This is a genomic window from Streptomyces sp. NPDC097129 (assembly GCF_055668065.1).
In genome coordinates this window covers 17,362-40,684 of the sequence record NZ_JBVOQE010000011.1, presented here as the reverse complement: position 1 = coordinate 40,684, position 23,323 = coordinate 17,362, and the positions used below count along the sequence as shown (strand labels likewise).

Sequence of the window (23,323 nt, the reverse complement as noted above, 5' to 3'; positions counted from 1 at the left end):
ACGGAACGGGCTGCGGCCCATGCTAAAGGCACTCGGGCGCCGTTCCCACGGGCCGCGGACGTGATATGCGACGGGCCCGGAATGAGGGCGGTGTTAGGGGTCCTGCTGGGGTTACCGAAATGACCTGGGCCAGCAGAATCGGCGGTACCGGCCACCCGCCGTCCGTGCGCCCGGTTTCCCGGACCCGCCGAGGCCCACCGCATTTCGTTGACGCCGTGTTTTTCCGAGAGGTGTAGGGACATGCTGCGAACCGAGCTGATCAGACCGCTGCCCGAGCTGCTCGCGGCGCACGCGGACCGTTTCGGGGACAAGGTCGCCTACCGCGACGCGCGTCGTGCGGTCAGCCACGGCGAACTCCACCGGCGGACCGCCCGCATAGCCGGCCACCTCGCGGCGCTGCGGCTCCAGCCCGGCGACCGGGCGGCGATCCTGCTCGGCAACTGCGTGGAGGCGGCGGAGAGTTACCTGGCGATCGTGCGGGCCGCGGCCATCGGCGTCCCCCTCAACCCACGCTCCACCGACGCGGAGCTCGGTCATCTGCTCGGCCACAGCGGCGCCCGGATCGTCGTCACCGACCGCGCCCACCTGGACCAGGTGCGCCGCGTGCTCGGCACCCTGCCGGTCGCCGGCGACCCGGTGCGCATCGTGGTGACCGGGACCGAACGCCCCGTGGGCACCGTGTCGTTCGAGAAGCTCGCCACCACCGAGCCGCCGCTGCCCGCCCGCGACGACCTGGGCCTGGACGACGTGGCGTGGATCCTCTACACGTCCGGCACCACGGGCCGCCCCAAGGGCGTGCGGTCCACCCAGCGCAACGCGCTGTGGTCGGTCGCCGCCGGCTATGTGCCGATCCCCGGGCTCGGCCCCGACGACCGCATGGTGTGGCCGCTGCCCCTCTTCCACAGCCTGTCCCACATCGTGTGCGTCGTCGCCGCCACCGCCGTCGGCGCGTCGGTGCGCATCGTCGACGGCTTCGACGCCGACGACGTGCTCGCCGCGGTGCGCGAGGAGGAGGCGACGTTCCTGGCCGGTGTGCCGACGATGTACCACCATCTGGTGCGCGCCGCCGCCCGGCAGGACTTCACCGCCCCCCGCCTGCGGGTGTGCCTGGTCGGCGGCTCGGTCACCACGGCCTCCCTGCACACCGCGTTCGAGCAGGCCTACGGCGCCGTGCTGCTGGACGCCTACGGCTCCACCGAGACCTGCGGCTCCATCACGATGACCTGGCCCTCGGGCGCCCGCGTCGACGGCTCGTGCGGTCTGCCGGTGCCGGGCGTCAACGTCCGGCTGGTGGACCCCGCCACCGGCTCCGACGTGCCGTCCGGCGAGGAGGGCGAGGTCTGGGTCAGCGGCCCGAACGTCATGGCCGGCTACCACAACGATCCCGAGGCGACCGAGGAGGCGCTGCGGGACGGCTGGTACCGCACCGGCGACCTGGCGGTCCGCGACGAGGCCGGCTACTTCACGATCACCGGACGCCTCAAGGAACTCATCATCCGCGGGGGCGAGAACATCCACCCCGGCGAGATCGAGGACGTCCTGCGGGACGTGCCCGGCGTCGCCGACGCCGCCGTCGTCGCCAAGCCGCACGAGGTGCTGGGCGAGGTGCCGGTGGCGTTCCTGGTGCCGGAGGGCGACGGCCTGGACCCCGAGGCGCTGTACGCGGCCTGCCGGGAACGGCTCGCCTACTACAAGGTGCCCGAGGAGCTGTACGAGACGGCGACCGTCCCGCGCACCCAGTCCGGGAAGATCATCCGCCATCAGCTGCTGCACCGCCCGATGAGGCTGCGCGCCGCGAACAGCACCCACTTCGAGTCGCTGCTGAGGGTCGACTGGGTGCCGGCGGCGCTGCCCGAGGGCCCCGCCGCCGACCCGTGGACGGTGCACGGCCCCGACGCCCCGTCCGTCGCGGCGCAGCTCGACGCCCGGCTGACCCGGGCCGCCGCGGACGGCGAGGACGTTCCCCCGGTCGTGGTGCTCGCCCTGGACGCGCCGAAGGCGACCGCCGCCGCGGACTTCGCCGCCGGCGCCCGCCGCACGGTTTACGAACTCACCGAGGAACTGACCCGCCTGCTCGCCGATCCGCGCCTGGACGGCGTCCGTATCGCCGTCGCCACCCGGGGCGCGGTCACCGCCGGCCTGCACGAGACCTTCCACAACATCGCCCACGCACCCGTGTGGGGCCTGCTGCGCGTCCTGCAGGCCCGGCATCCGCGGCGCCTCACCCTGGCCGACCTGGACGAGACACCCGCGTCACTGTCGGCGCTGCCCGCCGCCCTCGGCACCGGTGAGCCGCAGCTCGCGCTGCGCACCGGCGTCCTGCTGCTGCCGCGGCTGGCCCGGGTGTCCGTCGTCACCGACGGCCCCGCCCACCGGCCGCTCGACCCCGAGGGCACGGTCGTCGTCACCGGCGCCGACGGCGCCGAGGGCGCCGCCCTGGCCCGGCACCTGGTCGCCGGTCACCACGCCCGGCACCTGCTGCTGATCGGCTCGTACGACACCGAGGACGAAACGCTGGTCGCACTGCGCGGCGAACTGACCGCGCTCGGCGCGAGCGTGGCCACCACGGCCTGCGACCCGGCCGACCGGCGCGCCCTGGCCGCCGCACTGGCCGGCGCGGAGCGGCCGCTGACCGCGATCGTGCACACCGGCGGCTGGCGGACGGCGCTCGCCCACCGCCCGGACCGCGCCCTGGAGTCGGCCGTCGCCGCCCTGCTGCACCTGCACGAACTGTCCCGCGAACACGAGGAGCTGGCGGCGTTCGTGGTGTGCTCGTCCGCCGACGCCCTGCTCGGCGCGTCCACCGACGGCGACCGCGCGGCCTACGACGCGCTGCTGGACGCGCTCGCCCGGCACCGGGCCGACCGCGGCCTGCCCGCCCTGTCGCTGGGCTGGGGCCCGTGGGAGCCGGCATCCGGGGCGGGCCGCGGCGGCGAACCGGTCACCGGGGTGCGCGAGCTGAGCACCGCCGAGGGACTGGCCATGTTCGACGCGGCGCAGCTGGCCGGGCCCGTGCACTGCCTGCCGCTGGCCCTGGACACCGCCGCCCTGACGGCCGGCGCGGGACGCGTGCCCGGCCCGGCCCGGCCATCGGCGCTGCCGCCGCTGCTCAGCGGCCTCATCGACGTCGCTGCGGCCCTCACGCCCGCCGACAGCGCGGTCACCGAGGCGCTGCGGGAGCGGGTCGGCCGGCTGCCCGGCCCGGAACGGCAGCGGATGCTGCTGGACCTCGTGCGCACGGAGACCGCACGGGTACGGGACGTCGGCGGCCTGTCCAAGGTCGGACCCGGACGGCCGTTCAAGGACCTCGGGTTCACCTCCCTGGAGGCGGTCACCCTGCGCAACCGCCTCACCCAGTCCACGGGCCTGTCCCTGCCCGCCACGCTCGCCTTCGACCACCCCACTCCGCAGGCCGTGGCCGAACTGCTGGACTCCCTCATCACGGGCGTCGAGGCGCCCGTCGAGGAGGTCAGGCCGGAGAGCGCCGGTTCCGGCGAGCCGATCGCGATCGTCGGCATGGCGTGCCGGCTGCCCGGCGGGGTGAGCACCCCGGAGGAACTGTGGGAGCTGGTCGCCGAGGGCCGCGACGCCGTCTCCGGCTTCCCCGAGGACCGCGGCTGGAACGTGGAGGAGCTGTACGACCCGGAGGGCTCCCGCCCCGGCACCTCGTACTGCCGCGAGGGCGGCTTCCTCTACGACCTCGCGGACTTCGACGCCGAGTTCTTCGGCATCTCCCCGCGCGAGGCCACCGCCATGGACCCGCAGCAGCGGCTGCTGCTGGAGACCTCCTGGGAGGCCCTGGAGAGGTCCGCCATCGACCCGACGAAGCTGCGCGGCGAGCCGGTCGGCGTGTTCTCCGGCGTCATGTACCACGACTACGGCTCCCAGGTGGGCCGCATCCCCGAGGAGCTGGAGGGCTACCACGGCATCGGCACGGCCAGCAGCGTGGCCTCGGGCCGCGTGTCGTACACGCTCGGTCTCGAAGGTCCGGCGCTCACCGTCGACACGGCCTGCTCGTCGTCGCTGGTCGCGCTGCACCTGGCGGCGCAGTCGCTGCGCAACGGCGAGTGCACGCTGGCCCTCGCGGGCGGCGTGGCGCTGATGTCGCAGCCGACGTCGTTCGTGGAGTTCTCCCGCCAGCGGGCGCTCGCCGCGGACGGCCGCTGCAAGGCGTACGCCGAGGCCGCCGACGGCACCGGCTGGGCCGAGGGCGTGGGCGTCCTGGTCCTGGAGCGGTTGTCGGACGCGCGGCGGCTGGGGCATCCGGTGCTGGCGGTGGTGCGGGGGTCGGCGATCAATCAGGACGGTGCGTCCAACGGTCTGACGGCTCCGAGTGGTCCGGCGCAGCAGCGGGTGATCCGTCAGGCGCTGGCGAACGCGGGGTTGTCCGCGGACGGGGTGGACGTGGTCGAGGGCCACGGGACGGGCACCACTCTGGGCGACCCGATCGAGGCTCAGGCGCTGCTCGCGACGTACGGCAAGGACCGTGAAGTGCCTTTGTGGCTGGGGTCGTTGAAGTCGAACATCGGGCATGCGCAGTCGGCTGCGGGTGTCGCCGGGATCATCAAGATGGTGCAGGCGATGCGGTACGGCGTGCTGCCGAAGACGCTGCACGTGGATGAGCCGTCCACGAAGGTGGACTGGAGTGCCGGAGCGGTGGAGCTGCTGACGGAGGCGCGTGCATGGCCTGAGCTGGAGCGGCCGCGGCGGGCGGCGGTGTCGTCGTTCGGGGTGAGCGGGACCAACGCCCACGTCATCCTCGAACAGGCCCCGCAGCACTCCGAGACGCCGTCCCCGGCCGGCGCCGACGGGGCACGCACGGTGCCCTGGCTGCTGTCCGCCAGGTCCGAGGCCGCCCTGCGTGCCCAGGCCGAACGCTTCCTCGCCCGCGTCGTCGGCCTGGACCCGGTGGCCGTCGCACAGACACTGCTGCACAGCCGGGCGGCGCTGACGGAACGCGCGGTGGTGATCGGCGCCGATGCGGAGGAGCTGGAGCAGGGGCTGGGGGCGCTGGCTGACGGCGCTCCCTCGCCGTATGTGGTGACTGGGTCGGCGGACGTCGAAGGGAAGACGGTGTTCGTCTTCCCCGGGCAGGGGCATCAGTGGGCGGGCATGGGCGCCCGGCTCCTGGAGTCGGAGCCGGTGTTCGCGCAGGCCCTCGCGGAGTGTGCGAAGGCGCTGTCGGCGTATGTGGACTGGGATCTGCTGGAGGTGGTGCGGCAGGTTCAGGACGCGCCGGGCTTCGACCGGGTGGACGTGGTCCAGCCGGCGTCGTTCGCGGTGATGGTGGCTTTGGCCCGGCTGTGGCAGCACTACGGCGTGGAGCCGGATGCGGTGGTGGGCCATTCGCAGGGTGAGATCGCGGCCGCGCATATCGCGGGTGCGCTGAGCCTGGAGGATGCGGCTCGTGTGGTGGCGCTGCGCAGTCAGGCCATCGCCACTCGTCTTGCCGGGCGGGGCGGAATGATGTTCCTGCCTCTGTCGCGGGCGGAGGCTGAGGAGCGTATCGCTGCGTATGCGGGGCGTGTTGAGGTCGCTGCGGTCAATGGTCCGGCTTCGACGGTGGTCGCGGGTGACGCCGACGCGTTGAAGGAGCTTTACGAGGCGGCGACGCAGGCCGGGATCCGGGCCCGGATGGTTCCGGTGGACTACGCCTCGCACACCGCTCATGTCGAGGCCATCAAGGACGAACTGGCGCAGCTGCTGGCGGGGTTGGCGCCCCAGGCGCCGAGCGTCCCCATGTACTCGACGTACCGGGGCGCCTGGCTCGATGACACCACGGTTCCGCTGGATGCCGGCTACTGGTACGGCAACCTGCGTCACGAGGTTGGTTTCGCCGACGCGGTCGAGGCTCTGATCGGCTCCGGGTACCGGGCGTTCGTCGAGGTCAGCGCGCACCCGGTGCTGACGACGGCGGTGCAGGACCTGCTGGACGTCCACGCCGACACCCCGGCCGTGACGACCGGCACCTTGCGCCGCGACGACGACACCCCCGCCCGTTTCCACACCTCGCTGGCCACGCTCCACACCCGAGGGATCACCACCGACCCGCTCCCGGACGTCACCGGTCAGCCCCATGTCGACCTCCCCACCTATCCCTTCCAGCGCCGGCGGTACTGGCTGGAGGGCCCGAGCGGTTCCACCGACGCCGGCGCCCTGGGGCTCGCTGCCGACGAACACCCGCTGCTCGGCGCGGTCGCCGAACTCCCGGGCAGTGGCGGGGTGCTGGCCACCGGACGCCTGTCCCGCTCGACGCACGGATGGCTGCTCGGGGACGCGGACGGCGGACCGGCTGCTGTACCGGCGTCCGCGCTGGTCGAGATGGCCGTGCACGCCGGGGACCAGGTGGGCGCAGGTGTCCTGGACGAACTGGTCGTCGAGGCACCGCTTGTACTGCCCCCCTCCGGAGCGGTGTCCGTGCGGGTGCAGGTCGGTGAAGCACAGGCCGGCTCCTCCCTCCCCGGCGGCCGGCAGGTGAGCATTCACGCGTCCGCCGACGGCTCCGAGGAGTGGACCCGGCACGCGGTCGGTCACTTCTCGGCCCAGCCTCCTGCGTTCGTCGGTGACTTCACGGTGCGCCGCCCGCACGGTGCCGAGGCCGTGGCCCCCGCCCTGCTCCCCGACGGGGTGCGGGAGGCGTGGCGACACGGCGAGGAGGTGTACGCGGACGCGGTGCTCCCGGAAGAGGGCCCGGACGCGGCGGACTTCGCGCTGCACCCGCTGCTGCTCGACCTGGTGCTGCGGACGACCGGGCTGGGCCCGGCGGGCGCGCCCCGGCCGGACGGCCAGGTGCTGGTTCCGCACACCTGGCGCCGGTTCTCCCTGTACGCGTCCGGTGCCCGCCGGCTGAAGGTACGCATCACGCCGCGCGGCGAGAACACGGTGTCCGTCGCCGCGGCCGACCCCTCCGGGGCGCCCGTGCTGTGCGTGCGCGAGCTGACGTTCCGCGCGGTGGACGCCTCCGACCTCACCACGCAGGCCGACGAGGTCCGCAACGCCCTGTTCCGGGTGGACTGGCAGGAGGTGCCGACGCCGCAGGAGACGGCCGGCGCGGGATGGCCGGTGCTGGACCTGACCGGCCGTACGGGCGCGGACGTGCGGGGGCTGGCGGGGGAGGCGCTGAGCGCGGTGCAGGAGCACCTGGCGGGCGACAGTGTCTCGCGGCTGGTCGTCCTCACCCGTGATGCCGTCGACGATCCGGCGCAGGCCGCTGTGTGGGGTCTGGTGCGCACCGCGCAGAACGAGCACCCGGACCGGGTCGTACTGGTCGACACGGACGGGAGCGGCACGGATCTGCTGCCCGCCGCCCTGGCCACCGGTGAGCCGCAGCTCGCGCTGACCGGCGGCGCGATCCGGGTCCCGCGTCTGGTGCGGGCGGAGGCGGCGGAAGGCGAGAGCCCCCTCGACCCGAACGGCACCGCGCTGATCACCGGCGGTACGGGCACGCTCGGCGCGCTCGCCGCACGTCACCTGGTCACCGCCCACGGCATACGGCACCTGCTCCTGCTCAGCCGCCGAGGACCGGACGCCCCCGGAGCCGACGACCTCACCCGGGAGCTGTCCGCGCTCGGCGCCCAGGTCACGGTCGTAGCCGCCGATGTGGCGGACCGGGACCAGCTGGCCGCCGCTCTCGCGGGCGTCGACCCCGATCACCCGCTGACCGCCGTCATCCACACCGCCGGCGCGCTCGACGACGGTGTCTTCACCGCGCAGACCGCCGGGCGTCTGGACACCACCTTCCGGGCGAAGACGGACGCGGCCCGCCACCTGTACGAGCTGACCAAGGACCATCACCCGGCCGCGTTCGTGCTCTACTCCTCCGCCGCCGGCACCCTCGGCAACCCCGGGCAGGCCAACTACGCCGCCGCCAATGCCGCGCTCGACGCCTACGCCCGCACCCTGCGCGCCGGCGGCTTCCCCGCGGTCTCCCTCGCCTGGGGCTACTGGGCCGACGTCAGCGGTATGACGGCGCATCTCGACGAGACGGCGCTGCGGCGCCACCGGCGCGACGGCATGCTCGGCCTGTCCGCCGCCACCGGAACGGCACTGCTCGACGCCGGTGTCCGGGCGGGCGGCGCGGCGTACGTCGCGGCGCGGCTGGACCTGGCCGGCCTGCGGGCCCGGTCGGCGACGGAGCCCGTGCCGTGGCTGCTGCGCTCCCTCGTCCGCCCCCCGCGGCGCACGGCGGCGCAGGGCGGCCCGGAGCAGGCGGCCGTGGGCACGCTCGGGCAGCGGCTCGCCGGCCTGCCCGCCGACGAGCGGGAGCGCACGCTCCTGGACCTCGTGCGCGGTGAGGCGGCGGCCGTCCTCGGCCACGGTTCACCCGACGCCATCGGCGGCACGCGGGCCTTCAAGGACGCCGGGTTCGACTCGCTGACCGCGGTCGAGCTGCGCAACCGGATCGGCGAACGCACCGGACTCACCCTGCCGACGACGCTGGTCTTCGACTACCCGACGCCGGCCGACCTGGTCCGCAAACTGCTCGGTGACCTGGTCGGCGAGGCGTCCGGGCCGGCTGGGGACCGCGCCGGGGAACCCCGGCGGGCGGCGGCCGACGACGACGATCCTGTCGTCATCGTCGCCATGGGCTGCCGGTTCCCCGGCGGCGCCGACGGCCCCGACGAGCTGTGGCGGATCGTCGCCGACGGCACCGACGTGATCGGCGGCTTCCCCGAGGACCGGGGCTGGGACCTGGAGGGCATCTACGACCCGGACCCGGAGCACCTGGGCACCTCGTACGCGAACAGCGGCGCGTTCCTCGACACCGCGACCCGGTTCGACGCGGCCTTCTTCGGGATCTCGCCGCGCGAGGCCGTCGCCATGGACCCGCAGCAGCGGCTGCTGCTGGAGACCGCCTGGGAGACGTTCGAGCGTGCCGGCATCGACCCGACGGCGCTGCGCGGGCAGCACGTTGGCGTGTTCGTCGGCGTCAACGACCGTGACTACACGCTCCGGTTGCAGCACGCGTCCGGGGAACTGGAGGGCTACCGGCTGACCGGCACGTCCGGCAGTGTCGCCTCCGGCCGTATCTCCTACACCTTCGGCCTGGAGGGCCCCGCGCTGACCGTGGACACGGCCTGCTCCTCCTCGCTGGTGGCCCTGCACCTGGCCGCGCAGTCCGTGCGGGCCGGCGAGTCGTCGATGGCCCTGGCCGGCGGCGTGGCGGTGATGACGACGCCGGACGCGTTCGTGGAGTTCTCCCGCCAGCGCGGACTGTCCACCGACGGCCGCTGCAAGGCCTTCGCGGACGCGGCCGACGGCACCGGCTGGGCGGAGGGCGCGGCCCTGCTGCTGGTCGAGCGCCTGTCGGACGCGCGCCGTCACGGTCACCCCGTACTGGCGGTGGTCCGCGGCTCGGCCGTCAACCAGGACGGCGCGTCCAACGGCCTGACGGCACCCAACGGCCCCTCCCAGCAGCGGGTCATCCGGGCCGCGCTCGCCGACGCCGGTCTCCCGGCGTCCGAGGTCGATCTGGTGGAGGCGCACGGCACCGGCACCACCCTCGGTGACCCGATCGAGGCCCAGGCCCTTCTGGCGACCTACGGCAAGGACCGCGAGGAGCCTCTGCGGCTCGGCTCGCTGAAGTCGAACATCGGGCACACCCAGGGCGCGGCGGGCGCCGCCAGCGTGATCAAGGTCGTGCAGGCGATGCGGCATGGGGTGCTGCCGAAGACGCTGCATGTGGATGAGCCGTCCACGAAGGTGGACTGGAGTGCCGGTGCGGTGGAGCTGCTGACGGAGGCGCGTGCGTGGCCTGAGCTGGAGCGGCCTCGGCGGGCGGCGGTGTCTTCGTTCGGGGTGAGCGGGACCAACGCCCACGTCATCCTCGAACAGGCCCCGGAGGAGCCGTCCGTCGAACAGGGCCCGGAGGAGCCGTCCGCGGACGGCGAGCCGGCCACCGCCGCGCAGGCGCCCGCCGTGCTGCCGTACGTCCTGTCGGCGAAGACCCCCGAGGCGCTGGCCGGCCAGGCGGCGCGTCTGGCCGCCCGGCTCGGGGGCGGCGACGAGCGGCTCGTCGACGTCGCCCACTCCCTGCTCACCTCGCGTGCCGCGCTCGACCACCGCGCCGTCGTCCTGGCGGGCGACCGCGCCGAACTGCTCACCGCACTCGGCGCACTCGCCGAGGGCACGCCGGCCGCGTCCGTCGTGACCGGCTCCCCGGCAGCGGGCAGGACGGCGTTCCTGTTCACCGGGCAGGGCAGTCAGCGCGCCGGGATGGGCCGCGAGCTGTACGCGGCGTACCCCGTGTACGCCGAGGCGTTCGACGCCGCGTGCGCCGCACTGGACCGGGAGCTGGCGGGGCACGTCCCGCTGCCGCTGCGGGAGGTGGTGTTCGCCGAGGACGGCACCGAGGCGGCCGCGCTGCTGCACCGCACCGTGTACACGCAGGCCGCGCTGTTCGCCCTCCAGGTGGCGCTGTTCCGTCTGGTGGAGGCGTGGGGGGTGCGCCCGGACTTCGTGGCCGGGCACTCCATCGGCGAGCTGGCGGCCGCCCACGTGGCGGGCGTGTACTCGCTCGCCGACGGCGCCCGCCTGGTCGCCGCACGCGGACGGCTGATGCAGGCGCTGCCCGAGGGCGGCGCGATGGCCGCCGTGCAGGCGTCCGAGGAGGAGGTGCGTCCGCTGCTGCCGGCGGACGGCCGGGCCGGCATCGCCGCCGTGAACGGCCCTGAGGCCGTGGTGGTGTCCGGCGACGAGGACGCGGTCCTCGCCGTCGCCGAGGCGCTCGCCGACCGGGGGCGCAAGACGAAGCGGCTGCGGGTCAGCCACGCCTTCCACTCGGTGCGCATGGAGCCGATGCTGGCGGAGTTCCGGGCCGTCGCCGCCACCCTCGACTGCGCCGCCCCCCGCATCCCCGTCGTGTCGACGCTCACCGGGGCCCGGGTGGAACTCGACGACCTCGGCAGCCCCGACTACTGGACCCGGCACGTGCGCGAGGCGGTGCGGTTCGCCGACGCGGTGCGCTGGACGCGGGAGCAGGGCACCGGCCACTTCCTGGAGATCGGGCCGGACGCGGTCCTCACCGCGATGACCCGGGAGACCGTGGACGCGCTCGGCGACCCGGCCGGCGCCGCCTTCCTGCCGGGGCTGCGCCGCGAGCGGCCCGAACCGGCCACGCTGCTCGCAGCGGTCGGCGGGCTGTGGGCGCGCGGTGTGCCCGCCGCTCTGGCCGCCCTCCTCGAAGGCACCGGGGCCCGCCGGGTGGACCTGCCCACCTACGCCTTCCAGCGGGAGCGCTACTGGGCCGAGACCGGCCCCGGCGCCACCGACGTGACGTCCCTCGGCCTGGCCGACGCCGCGCACCCGCTGCTGGGCGCGGTGGCCGAACTCCCCGACGGGGCCGGGGTGCTGGCGACCGGGCGGCTGTCGCCGGCCGGTCAGGGCTGGCTCGCCGACCACGCCAAGTCCGGGGTGGTGCTGGTGCCGGGCACCGGTCTGGTGGAACTCGCCCTGCACGCGGGCGAGCGGGTCGGCGCCGCGACCCTTGACGAGCTGGTGCTGCAGGCGCCGATGGTGCTGCCGGAGCGCGGAAGCGTCGAGGTGCGCGTCCAGGTCGGCGCGGCCGAGGGCGAGGCCGGGCGGCGCCCGGTGAGCATCCACTCCCGTACCGGTGAGGACGCCGACTGGGTGCGGCACGCCGCCGGATACGTCGCCCCCGCGCCCGCCTCCGCCGGCGCACCGCTCACCGTCTGGCCGCCGCGGGACGCGCAGCCGGTCGACATCGACGGCTTCTACGAGCGCCAGGCCGCCGCCGGCCACGATTTCGGGCCCGCGTTCCAGGGCCTGCGCAAGGTGTGGCGGCACGGCGAGGAGACGTACGCGGAGGTCGCCCTGCCCGACGGGCCGGCCGCGGGTGCGGACGCCTACGGGCTGCACCCGGCGCTGCTCGACGCGGCCCTGCACGCCACGAGCTTCGGCGCGGTCGCCGAGACCGAGCCCGGGCAGGTGCTGCTGCCGTTCGCGTGGAACGGGGTCACCCTGCACGCGACGGGCGCCACGGCCCTGCGGGTGCGGATCACCCGGCTCGGCAACGACACGGTGGCCGTCACGGCGGCCGACGCGACCGGCGCACCGGTCGCGTCGGTGGGCTCGCTGGCCTTCCGGGCGGTGGACCCACGGCAGCTGGAGTCCGGGGACGACGGACTGCGCAACGCGCTGTTCCGGGTGGACTGGCAGGAGGTGCCCACGCCGCAGGAGACGGCCGGTGCGGGGTGGCCGGTGCTGGACCTGACGGGCCGTACGGGCGCGGAGGTGCGGGAGCTGTCCGGGGAGGTGCTGGCCGCTGTCCAGGAGCACCTGGCGGGCGACAGCGACTCCCGGCTGGTCGTCCTCACCCGTGACGCCGTCGACGATCCGGCGCAGGCCGCCGTGTGGGGCCTGATCCGTACGGCGCAGAACGAGCACCCGGACCGTCTGGTCCTGGTGGACGCCGAGGAGGGCGCGGAGGGCCTCCTGCCGGCGGCGCTGGCGACCGGTGAGCCGCAGCTCGCGCTGACCGGCGGCGTGATCCGTGTCCCGCGTCTGGTGCAGGCGGAGGCGGCGGAAGGCGAGAGCCCGCTCGACCCGAACGGCACGGCACTGATCACCGGCGGTACCGGAACCCTGGGCGCACTGGCGGCCCGCCATCTGGTCACCGCCCACGGCATACGGCACCTGCTCCTGCTCAGCCGTCGTGGACCGGAGGCGCCCGGAGCCGACGACCTCACCCGGGAGCTGTCCGCGCTCGGCGCCCAGGTCACGGTCGTAGCCGCCGATGTGGCGGACCGCGACCAGCTGGCCGCCGCTCTCGCGGGCGTCGACCCCGATCACCCGCTGACCGCCGTCGTCCACACCGCCGGCGCACTGAGGGACGGCGTGATCACCGCGCAGACGCCGGAGCACCTGGACGCGGTGTTCGCGCCGAAGACGGACGCGGCACGCCACCTGTTCGAGCTGACCAAGGGCCGGAACCTGGCCGCGTTCGTGCTGTACTCCTCCGCGGCCGGCACCCTCGGCAACCCTGGGCAGGCCAACTACGCGGCGGCGAACACCTCACTGGAGGCGCTGGCGCGGGGCTTCCGCACGGCGGGCACCCCCGCGGTGGCGCTGGCCTGGGGGCTGTGGGCCGAGGCGAGCGGCATGACCGGCGCTCTCGGCACCACCGACCTCGAACGCGGCCGCCGGACCGGCATCGCGGCGATGCCCACCGAACAGGCACTCGCCCTGCTCGACGCCGGGCTGCGGACGGACGAGCCGGCGCTGGTGACGGCACGGCTGGACCTGGCCGGGGTGCGCAGGCGGGCCGTCACGGCCGACGACGTCCCGCTCCTGCTCCGCGGGCTGGTGCGAGCCCCTCACAAGGCCGCCCGTGCCACCGCGGCGGCCGAGGAGTCGCTCACCGAGCGGCTGGCCGCGCTGTCGCCCGCGCAACGTCTCGACACGGTCGTGGAGTTGGTGCGCACCCAGGCCGCGGCCGTCCTGGGACACGCCACCGGCCGCGCGATCGGCTCCGACGCCGCCTTCAAGGACGCCGGATTCGACTCCCTCGCCTCCGTCGAACTGCGCAACCGGCTCGTCACCACGACCGGCGTCCGGCTGCCCGCCACGCTGATCTTCGACCACCCCACCCCGGTGGAGCTGGCGGGCCGCCTCCTGGAGGACCTGGGCCTCACCGACGACCCGGCGGCGGCCGACGCCGCCCTGACGGCCGGACTCGACGCCCTGGAGCAGACGCTCGGCACCCTGCCCGACCTGGAGCAGGCCGTCCGGGACCGGCTCGGCGCGCGACTGCTCGACCTCGCGGCCCGGCTCGGCGCGGTCCCGCTCACCACGGCGGCCTTCGACGACGGCACCGGGCAGTCCATCGACCTCGAAACGGCCACCGACGACGAGATCTTCCAGCTCATGGACGGCGAACTGGGTCTGTCCTGACGACATCGCCGCAGCCAGCCCACCCATCGACGAGCCCTGAAGGGACAGACCGGGCCATGCCCAACGAACCCACGCCCACAGCCGGTTCCCCGCGACAGTCAGCCACCCCGAGTTCACCCGGTGCTTCCGGCGAGCAGAAGCTCCGGGAGTACCTCAAGCGAGCCCTGGTCGACCTCCAGCAGGCCAACAAGCGCCTGCACGACATCGAGGCCGCCCGCCGCGAGCCGATCGCGATCGTCGGCATGGCGTGCCGGCTGCCCGGCGGGGTGAGCACCCCGGACGAGCTGTGGCAGCTGGTCGCCGAGGGCCGCGACGCCGTCTCCGGCTTCCCCGGCAACCGCGGCTGGGACCTGGAGCGGCTCTTCGACCCCGACCCCGAGCGCCCCGGCACCTCCTATGTCCGCGAGGGAGGGTTCCTGCACGACGCCGACCGCTTCGACGCCGCGTTCTTCGGCATCAACCAGCGCGAGGCGCTGTCGATGAACCCGCAGCAGCGTCTCCTCCTCGAGACCAGCTGGGAGACGTTCGAGCGCGCCGGCATCGACCCGACGAAGCTGCGCGGCCGGCGCGTCGGCGTCTACACCGGCGTGATGTACCACGACTACGGCACCGACATGGAGAACGCGCCGCCGGAGGTCGAGGGCTACCTCAGCACCGGCACCGCGGGCGCCGTCGCCTCCGGACGCATCGCCTACACGCTGGGCCTGGAGGGGCCCGCCGTCACCCTCGACACGGCCTGCTCCTCGTCACTGGTCGCGCTGCACCTGGCGATCCAGGCACTGCACGACGGCGAGATCGACATGGCGCTGACGGGCGGCGCGGCCGTCATGGCGAGCCCCGGCGTGTTCGTCGAGTTCTCCCGGCAGCGCGGACTGTCCCCGGACGGCCGCTGCAAGGCGTACGCCGACGCCGCCGACGGCACCGGCTGGGCGGAAGGCGTCGCCACCATCCTCGTCGAGCGGTTGTCGGACGCGCGGCGGCTGGGGCATCCGGTGCTGGCGGTGGTGCGGGGGTCGGCGATCAATCAGGACGGTGCGTCCAACGGTCTGACGGCTCCGAGTGGTCCGGCGCAGCAGCGGGTGATCCGTCAGGCGCTGGCGAACGCGGGGTTGTCCGCGGACGGGGTGGACGTGGTCGAGGGCCACGGCACGGGCACCACGCTGGGTGACCCGATCGAGGCGCAGGCGCTGCTCGCGACGTACGGCAAGGACCGTGAAGTGCCGTTGTGGCTGGGGTCGTTGAAGTCGAACATCGGGCACGCGCAGTCGGCGGCCGGTGTCGCCGGGATCATCAAGATGGTGCAGGCGATGCGGTACGGCGTGCTGCCGAAGACGCTGCACGTGGATGAGCCGTCCACGAAGGTGGACTGGAGCGCCGGCGCGGTGGAGCTGCTGACGGAGGCGCGTGCATGGCCTGAGCTGGAGCGGCCGCGGCGGGCGGCGGTGTCGTCGTTCGGGGTGAGCGGGACCAACGCCCACGTCATCCTCGAACAGGCCCCGGACCAGCCCGAACCGGAGACCGGCCCCCGGCCCCCCGCGATCCCGTGGCGCGTCTCCGCCCGGACCGAGGCCGCCCTGCGCGCCCAGGCCCGGCGACTGCTCACGGCGACGGACGAACTGGACCCCGTGGCCGTCGCACAGACCCTCTCCCGTGCCCGCACCGCGTTCGCTGAACGCGCGGTGGTGATCGGCGCCGATGCGGAGGAGCTGTCGCAGGGGCTGCGGGCCCTGGCCGACGGTTCTCCCTCGCCGTATGTGGTGACGGGGTCGGCGGACGTCGAGGGGAAGAGAGTGTTCGTCTTCCCCGGGCAGGGGCATCAGTGGGCGGGCATGGGCGCCCGGTTGCTGGAGTCGGAGCCGGTGTTCGCCAAGGCCCTGACCGACTGTGCGGAGGCGCTGTCGGCGTATGTGGACTGGGATCTGCTGGAGGTGGTGCGGCAGGCGGAGGGTGCGCCGGGCTTCGACCGGGTGGACGTGGTCCAGCCGGCGTCGTTCGCGGTCATGGTCGCGCTGGCGCGGCTGTGGCAGCACCACGGCGTGGAGCCGGATGCGGTGGTGGGTCACTCCCAGGGGGAGATCGCCGCCGCGCACATCGCCGGGGCTTTGAGCCTTGACGACGCCGCCCGGGTGGTGGCGCTGCGCAGTCAGGCCATCGCCACTCGGCTGGCGGGGCGGGGCGGGATGATGTTCCTGCCGGTTGCGCGGGCGGAGGCCGAGGAGCGTATCGCCGCGTATGCGGGGCGTGTTGAGGTCGCTGCGGTCAACGGGCCGGCTTCGACGGTGGTCGCGGGTGACGCCGACGCGTTGAAGGAGCTTTACGAGGCGGCGACGCAGGCCGGGGTCCGGGCGCGGATGGTGCCAGTCGATTACGCCTCCCACACCGCTCATGTCGAGGCCATAGAAGGCGAACTGGGCCAACTCCTCGACGGGTTGGCTCCGCAGGCGCCGAGCGTCCCCATGTACTCGACGTACCGGGGCGCCTGGCTCAACGACACCACGGTTCCGCTGGATGCCGCCTACTGGTACGGCAACCTGCGTCACGAGGTTGGTTTCGCCGACGCGGTCGAGGCTCTGATCGGCTCCGGCTACCGGGCGTTCGTCGAGGTCAGCGCGCACCCGGTGCTGACGACGGCGGTGCAGGACCTGCTGGACGTCCACGCCGACACCCCGGCCGTGACGACCGGCACCCTGCGCCGCGACGACGACACCCCTGCCCGTTTCCACACCTCGCTGGCCACGCTCCACACCCGAGGGATCACCACCGACCCCCTCCCGGACGTCACCGGTCACCGCCATGTCGACCTCCCCACCTACCCCTTCCAGCATCAGAGCTACTGGCTTCAGGCCCCCGAGTCCGCGGGCGACCTCGGCACGGCCGGCCTGGACGACGCCGGGCACCCGCTGCTCGGCGCGGCCGTGGAACTCCCCGAGGACGGCGGGGTGCTGCTGACCGGCCGGCTGTCCCTGGCGTCGCATCCGTGGCTCGCCGATCACGCGGTGTCCGGCACGGTCCTCGTACCGGGGACCGCCCTGGTGGAGATGGCCGTGCACGCGGGACACCGGGTGGGCGCGGGCGTCCTGGACGAACTGGTCGTCGAGGCACCCCTCGTGCTGCCCGCCTCCGGAGCGGTGCGGGTGCAGGTGACCGCCGGTGCGGTGGACGAGCTGGGCCGCCGCGCCGTCACCGTGCATGCGCGCGACGCGGACGGCGAGGCGTGGACGCGGCACGCCTCCGGTTTCCTCACGACCGGTGTCACCGACCCTGCCGTGGACGAGACCGGCCCCGACGCGGACGGCTTCGACTTCGCGAGCTGGCCGCCCGAGGGGGCCGAGGCGCTGTCCGTGGCCGACTTCTACGATCTGCGGTTCGTCGCCGGGTACGAGTACGGGCCGGTGTTCCAGGGCCTGCGGCGGGTGTGGCGGCGCGGCGAGGAACTGTTCGCGGACGTCGCCCTCGGCGAGGAGGCGGCCGGGGACGCCGGGTCGTTCGGCCTGCACCCGGCGCTGCTCGACGCGGCGCTGCACACGGCCGCGTTCGCGGACGGGCCGCAGGACGAGCGCACGCTGCTGCCGTTCGCGTGGAACGGGGTCGCCGTGCACACCACGGGCGCCACGGCACTGCGGGTGCGGATCGCGCCCCGGGGCGCGGACGCGGTGTCGGTACAGGCCGCCGACGGGGCGGGGAACCCCGTGGCGTCGGTGGGCTCGCTGGCCTTCCGGGCCGTTGACCCCCGCGGGCTCGACTCCGGCGGGGACGTGCTGCGGGACGCGCTCTTCCGGGTGGACTGGCAGGAGGTGCCGACGCCGCAGGAGACGGCCGGTGCGGGATGGCCGGTGCTGGACCTGACCGGCCGTACGGGCGCGGACGTGCGGGGGCTGGCGGGGGAGGCGCTGAGCGCGGTCCAGGAGCACCTGGCGGGCGACAGTGTCTCGCGGCTGGTCGTCCTCACCCGTGATGCCGTCGACGATCCGGCGCAGGCCGCCGTATGGGGTCTGGTGCGCACCGCGCAGAACGAGCACCCGGACCGGGTCGTACTGGTCGACACGGACGGGACCGGCACGGATCTGCTGCCCGCCGCGCTGGCCACCGGTGAGCCGCAGCTCGCGCTGACCGGCGGCGCGATCCGCGTCCCGCGACTGGTCCGGGCCAAAACCACAGAAGGCCCGAGCCCCCTCGACCCGAACGGCACCGCACTGATCACCGGCGGTACCGGAACCCTGGGCGCGCTCGCCGCACGTCACCTGGTCACCGCCCACGGCATACGGCACCTGCTCCTGCTCAGCCGCCGAGGCCCGGACGCGCCCGGAGCGGACGCCCTCACCCGGGAGCTGACCGGGCTCGGCGCGCACGTCACGGTCGTAGCCGCCGACGCGGCCGAGCGTGACCAGCTCGCTGCCGCGATCGCGGGCGTCGACCCCGGCCACCCGCTCACCGCCGTCGTCCACACGGCCGGTGCGCTGAGCGACGCCACGTTCACGGCGCAGACGCCGGAGCACCTGGACGCGGTGTTCGCGCCGAAGACGGACGCGGCCCGCCACCTGTACGAGCTGACCAAGGACCATGACCCGGCCGCGTTCGTGCTCTACTCCTCCGCGGCCGGCACGCTCGGCAACCCCGGGCAGGCCAACTACGCCGCCGCCAACGCCGCGCTCGACGCCTACGCCCGCACCCTGCGCGCCGGCGGCTTCCCCGCCGTCTCCCTCGCCTGGGGGCTGTGGGCGGACGCGAGCGGCATGACCGGGCATCTCGACGGGGGCGATCAGGACCGTATGAGCCGGCAGGGCGCACTCGCCCTGTCCGCCGAGGAGGGCATGGCCCTGTTCGACGCGGCGCTGCGGTCGCCGGAGGCGGTGCGGGTGGCGAGCAGGATGAACTTCCCCGCGCTGCGCGCCGCGGCGGCCGAGCGCCGGCTCCCCGTCGTCTTCCGCGCGCTGGTGAGCCCGCCGCGCAAGGCCGCCGGCGCCGCGCACGCCGACGGGGCGTCCCTCGCCGGGGAGCTGGCCGGCCTGCCCGAGGCGGACCGGCAGCGGCGGCTGCTGGAGCTGGTGCGCACCCACGCCTCGACGGTGCTGGGCGGGCAGCCGGTACGGCCCGAACAGCCCTTCAAGGAGGTCGGCTTCGACTCGCTCACCGCGGTCGAGCTGCGCAACCGGCTCGCCACCGCGACCGGTGTACGGCTGCCGGCCACGCTGATCTTCGACTACCCGGCCCCGGCCGCGCTGGCCCGCCACCTGCTGGCCGAGCTGCTGCCCGACACCGCGCAGGAGCAGCGGACGCCGGACGAGCCGGTCGCGGCCCCGGCCGCCGCGGTGGCGGTGGAGGCGGAGCTGCACCGCATCGCCGCCATGGACGCCGACGACCTCGTGGCCCGCGCCCTGGGCGCCCTCGGCGCCTGACCAGCCAACTGCCCACCACACACGGAGGACTCGATGGGTACGACGCCCAGCGACAAGGTCGTCGAGGCGCTGCGCGCCTCGCTGATGGAGAACGAGCGCCTGAAGCAGGAGAACCAGCGTATGGCCGCGGCGGCCCGCGAGCCGATCGCGATCGTCGGCATGGCGTGCCGGCTGCCCGGCGGGGTGAGCACCCCGGACGAGCTGTGGGAGCTGGTCGCCGAGGGCCGCGACGCGGTCTCCGGCTTCCCCGAGGACCGCGGCTGGGACCTGGAGCGGCTCTTCGACCCCGACCCGGAGCGCCCCGGCACCTCGTACGTGAGCCAGGGCGGGTTCCTGCACGACGCCGGCGAGTTCGACGCGGGCTTCTTCGGGATCTCGCCGCGTGAGGCGCTCGCCATGGACCCGCAGCAGCGGCTGCTGCTGGAGACGTCGTGGGAGGCACTGGAGCGGGCGGGACTCGACCCGACCGCGCTGGCGGGCGGCAGGGTCGGGGTCTATTCCGGCGTGATGTACCACGACTACGCGCCGGGTCTGGAGTTCTCCCCGAAGGGACTGGAAGGCTTCCTGGGCACGGGCAACTCCGGCAGCGTGGCCTCGGGCCGGGTCTCCTACACGCTCGGCCTGGAGGGCCCGGCGATCACCGTGGACACGGCCTGCTCGTCGTCGCTGGTCGCGGTGCACCTCGCCGCGCAGGCGCTGCGTAGCGGTGAGATCGACATGGCGCTGGCGGGCGGTGCCGCGGTGATGGGCACGCCGGGCGTGTTCGTGGAGTTCTCCACCCAGCGCGGGCTGGCGGAGGACGGCCGCTGCAAGGCGTTCGCGGAGGCGGCCGACGGCACCGGCTGGGCGGAGGGCGTCGGCGTCCTCGCGCTGGAGCGGCTGTCGGACGCGCAGCGGCTGGGCCACCCGGTGCTGGCGGTGGTCCGCGGCTCGGCCGTCAACCAGGACGGCACCTCCAACGGCCTGACCGCACCCAACGGGCCGTCCCAGCAGCGGGTCATCCGCGCGGCGCTCGCCAACGCCGGGCTCACCCCGGACGGGGTGGACGCGGTCGAGGGCCACGGCACGGGCACCACTCTGGGCGACCCGATCGAGGCGCAGGCGCTGCTCGCGACGTACGGCAGGAACCGCGGCTACCCGCTGTTCCTCGGGTCGCTGAAGTCGAACATCGGTCACGCCCAGTCGGCGGCCGGTGTCGCCGGGATCATCAAGATGGTGCAGGCGATGCGGCACGGCGTGCTGCCGAAGACGCTGCACGTGGACGAGCCGTCCACGAAGGTCGACTGGAGCGCCGGCGCGGTCGAGCTGCTCACCGAACGCCGTGAGTGGCCGAGGACCGGCCGCCCGCGCCGGGCCGCGGTGTCCTCGTTCGGGGTGAGCGGCACCAACGCCCACGTCATCCTCGAACAGGCCCCGGAGCGGCCCGAACCGCAGGACGTGCCCCGGCCCGTCACCGTCCCCTGGCTGGTGTCCGCCCGTACCGAGGCGGCCCTGCGCGCCCAGGCGGGCCGGCTGCTGGCGTCGACGCGACAGCTCGACGAGGCGGCCGTAGCGCGGGGGCTGGCGTTCCACCGTGCCCGCCTGAACCGGCGGGCGGTCGTGCTGGGCTCGACGCGCGCGGAACTGTCCGGCGGGCTGAAGGCCCTGGCAGCGGGTGAACAGGCGCCGAACGTGGTGGCAGGCACCGCGGACGTCGACGGCAGGACGGTGTTCGTCTTCCCCGGGCAGGGACACCAGTGGGCGGGCATGGGCGCGCAGTTGCTGGAGACCGAGTGGGTCTTCGCGCAGGCCCTCACCGGCTGCGCCAAGGCGCTGTCGGCGTACGTGGACTGGGATCTGCTCGATGTGGTGCGGCAGGTGGAGGGCGCGCCGGACTTCGACCGGGTGGACGTGGTCCAGCCGGCCTCCTTCGCCGTCATGGTCGCTCTGGCGCGGCTGTGGCAGCACTACGGTGTGCAGCCCGACGCGGTGGTGGGTCACTCCCAGGGTGAGATCGCCGCCGCGCACATCGCGGGCGCCCTGAGCCTGGACGACGCCGCCCGGGTGGTGGCGCTGCGCAGCAAGGCCATCGGCACCCGTCTCGCCGGGCGGGGCGGGATGATGTTCCTGCCCCTGCCGCGGGCGGAGGCCGAGGACCGCATCGCCGAGTACGCGGGGCGCATCGAGATCGCCGCGGTCAACGGGCCGGCCTCCACCATCGTCGCCGGTGACGCGGACGCCCTGCGGGACTTCCACGAGGCGGCGGCGGAGGCCGGGATCCGCGTCCGGACGATCCCGGTCGACTACGCCTCCCACACCAGCCACGTCGAGGCCATCGAGGACGAACTCGCCGCCACTCTCGCGGAGTTGCGACCGCAGGCGCCGAAGATCCCGATGTACTCCACCTACCGCGACGCCTGGCTCGACGGCACGACGCCGCTGGACGCCGCCTACTGGTACGGCAACCTGCGCCACGAAGTCCGCTTCGCCGCCGCCGTCGACGCCCTCTTCGCCGCCGGCCACCACGCGTTCGTCGAGGTCAGCGCCCACCCCGTGCTGAACATGGCCCTGCGCGAGAGCGTCGAGCGGCCCGGGACGCCCACCGTCGTCGTGGGGACGCTGCGGCGCGGCGAGGGCGGCCCCGAGCGGTTCGCCGGCTCGCTCGCCGAGCTGTACGTACGCGGCGGCAGCGTCGACTTCCGGGGGCTGCTCGGCCACGACGTCCCGCTGTCGCCCGAGGTGGTCACCGCGCTGCCCACGTACGCCTTCCAGCACCGCCCCTACTGGCTCAAGCAGGTCCAGCCCGCCGGCCCGGCCTCCGACGTCCCGACCCCCCTGCTCCAGGAGAGCGACATGCCCACCGACGCGAACGACCAGCAGTCCTTCCGCGACCGCTACGCCGCCCTGCCCGCCGGGGAACGCCCCGCAGCGCTCCTCGACCTGGTGCGCGCCGAGACCGCCGCCGTGCTCGGACACTCCGACGCCGACGCCGTCGACGCCGACGAGGGCTTCTTCGACATCGGCTTCAACTCACTGACCGCCGTCGAACTGCGCAACCGGCTCGCCGCCGAGATCGGCGCCGAACTGCCCGTGATGCTCCTGTTCGACCAGCCCACGCCGGGACTGCTCGCCGAATACCTCCTCGACCAGGTGGCCGCGCCGGCCGCCGAGTACGCCTGAGCGCCGACGACCGCGACCGCCACGCCCCGAAGAGAAACGGACCTCACCATGTTCGACCTCGACCACTATCTGGCCGTCCTCGGCCACACCGGCCCCGCACCGGCCCCCACGCTGGAGACGCTGCGCCTGCTGCACAAGCGCCACCTGATGACCGTGCCCTTCGACAACTTCCTCAACGGGGAGCGCGGGACGGCCATCTGGGACGGCGTCGACATCGACGTCGACGCCGTCTACCAGGAGGTCATCGCCGGGGGCCGCGGCGGCGTCTGCTACGAGCTCAACGGCCTCTTCCGCGCGCTGCTGACCCGGCTCGGCTACGAGGTCGTGGTGCTGTCCGCCGGGGTGCGCGGCCCGGACGGCTCCTACGGCCCCGACATGGAGCACCTGTTCAACGGCGTGCGCATCGACGGCGAGTGGTACCTGGCGGACGTCGGCTACTCCGGCCCCTCCCTGATCGAGCCGGTCCGCGTGTCGGCCGAGCCGCAGGAGCAGTACGGCACGAGCTTCCGGGTGAACGAGGGCGACGACGGCTTCCACTACCTGGAGCGCCGGCCGCGCGACGGCGAGTGGGGCGTCATCCACCGGTTCCGGCTGCGGCCGCGGGCGTTCTCCGAGTGGCTCGACGCGGACCACCCGGAACTCGACGCCTACGCCCGGATGCTCGCCGCGCACGTGACGTACATCCGCGGACGGGCCCTGGAGAACGGGCAGATGACGCTGACCGGCCGGCGCCTGCTGATCGTCGAGGACGGTCACGAGCGGGTGCGGGTCCTGATCAAGGCGGACGACTACGAGGCCGCGCTCGACGACATCCTGCTGCGGACCCGCTCCGCGGCGGCCTGAGGGAGGTGAGGCTC

At 74.4% G+C, this 23,323-nt stretch carries 4 protein-coding genes; all 4 read left to right on the top strand.

Annotation, left to right across the window (positions count from 1 at the left end; translation table 11 throughout):
• Nucleotides 1-240: 240 nt before the first annotated feature.
• Nucleotides 241-13,911 carry an SDR family NAD(P)-dependent oxidoreductase gene (locus tag AC0B9F_RS28255; RefSeq protein WP_472007336.1) on the top strand — a complete coding sequence of 4,557 codons (13,671 nt, stop codon included), beginning with the start codon at nucleotides 241-243 and terminating at the stop codon, nucleotides 13,909-13,911.
• 164 nt (nucleotides 13,912-14,075) lie between these two features.
• Nucleotides 14,076-19,307 (top strand): type I polyketide synthase, encoded by a 5,232-nt coding sequence (locus tag AC0B9F_RS28250; protein ID WP_472007736.1) that lies wholly within the window; start codon nucleotides 14,076-14,078, stop codon nucleotides 19,305-19,307.
• Nucleotides 19,308-19,340: 33 nt separating this feature from the next.
• The gene (locus AC0B9F_RS28245; RefSeq protein ID WP_472007333.1) at nucleotides 19,341-22,466 is read left to right on the top strand and encodes a type I polyketide synthase; all 3,126 of its coding nucleotides are present in this window, start codon (nucleotides 19,341-19,343) and stop codon (nucleotides 22,464-22,466) included.
• 48 nt (nucleotides 22,467-22,514) lie between these two features.
• On the top strand, nucleotides 22,515-23,309 hold the full coding sequence (locus AC0B9F_RS28240) for an arylamine N-acetyltransferase family protein (RefSeq protein ID WP_472007331.1): 795 nt from the start codon (nucleotides 22,515-22,517) through the stop codon (nucleotides 23,307-23,309).
• Nucleotides 23,310-23,323: the final 14 nt, after the last annotated feature.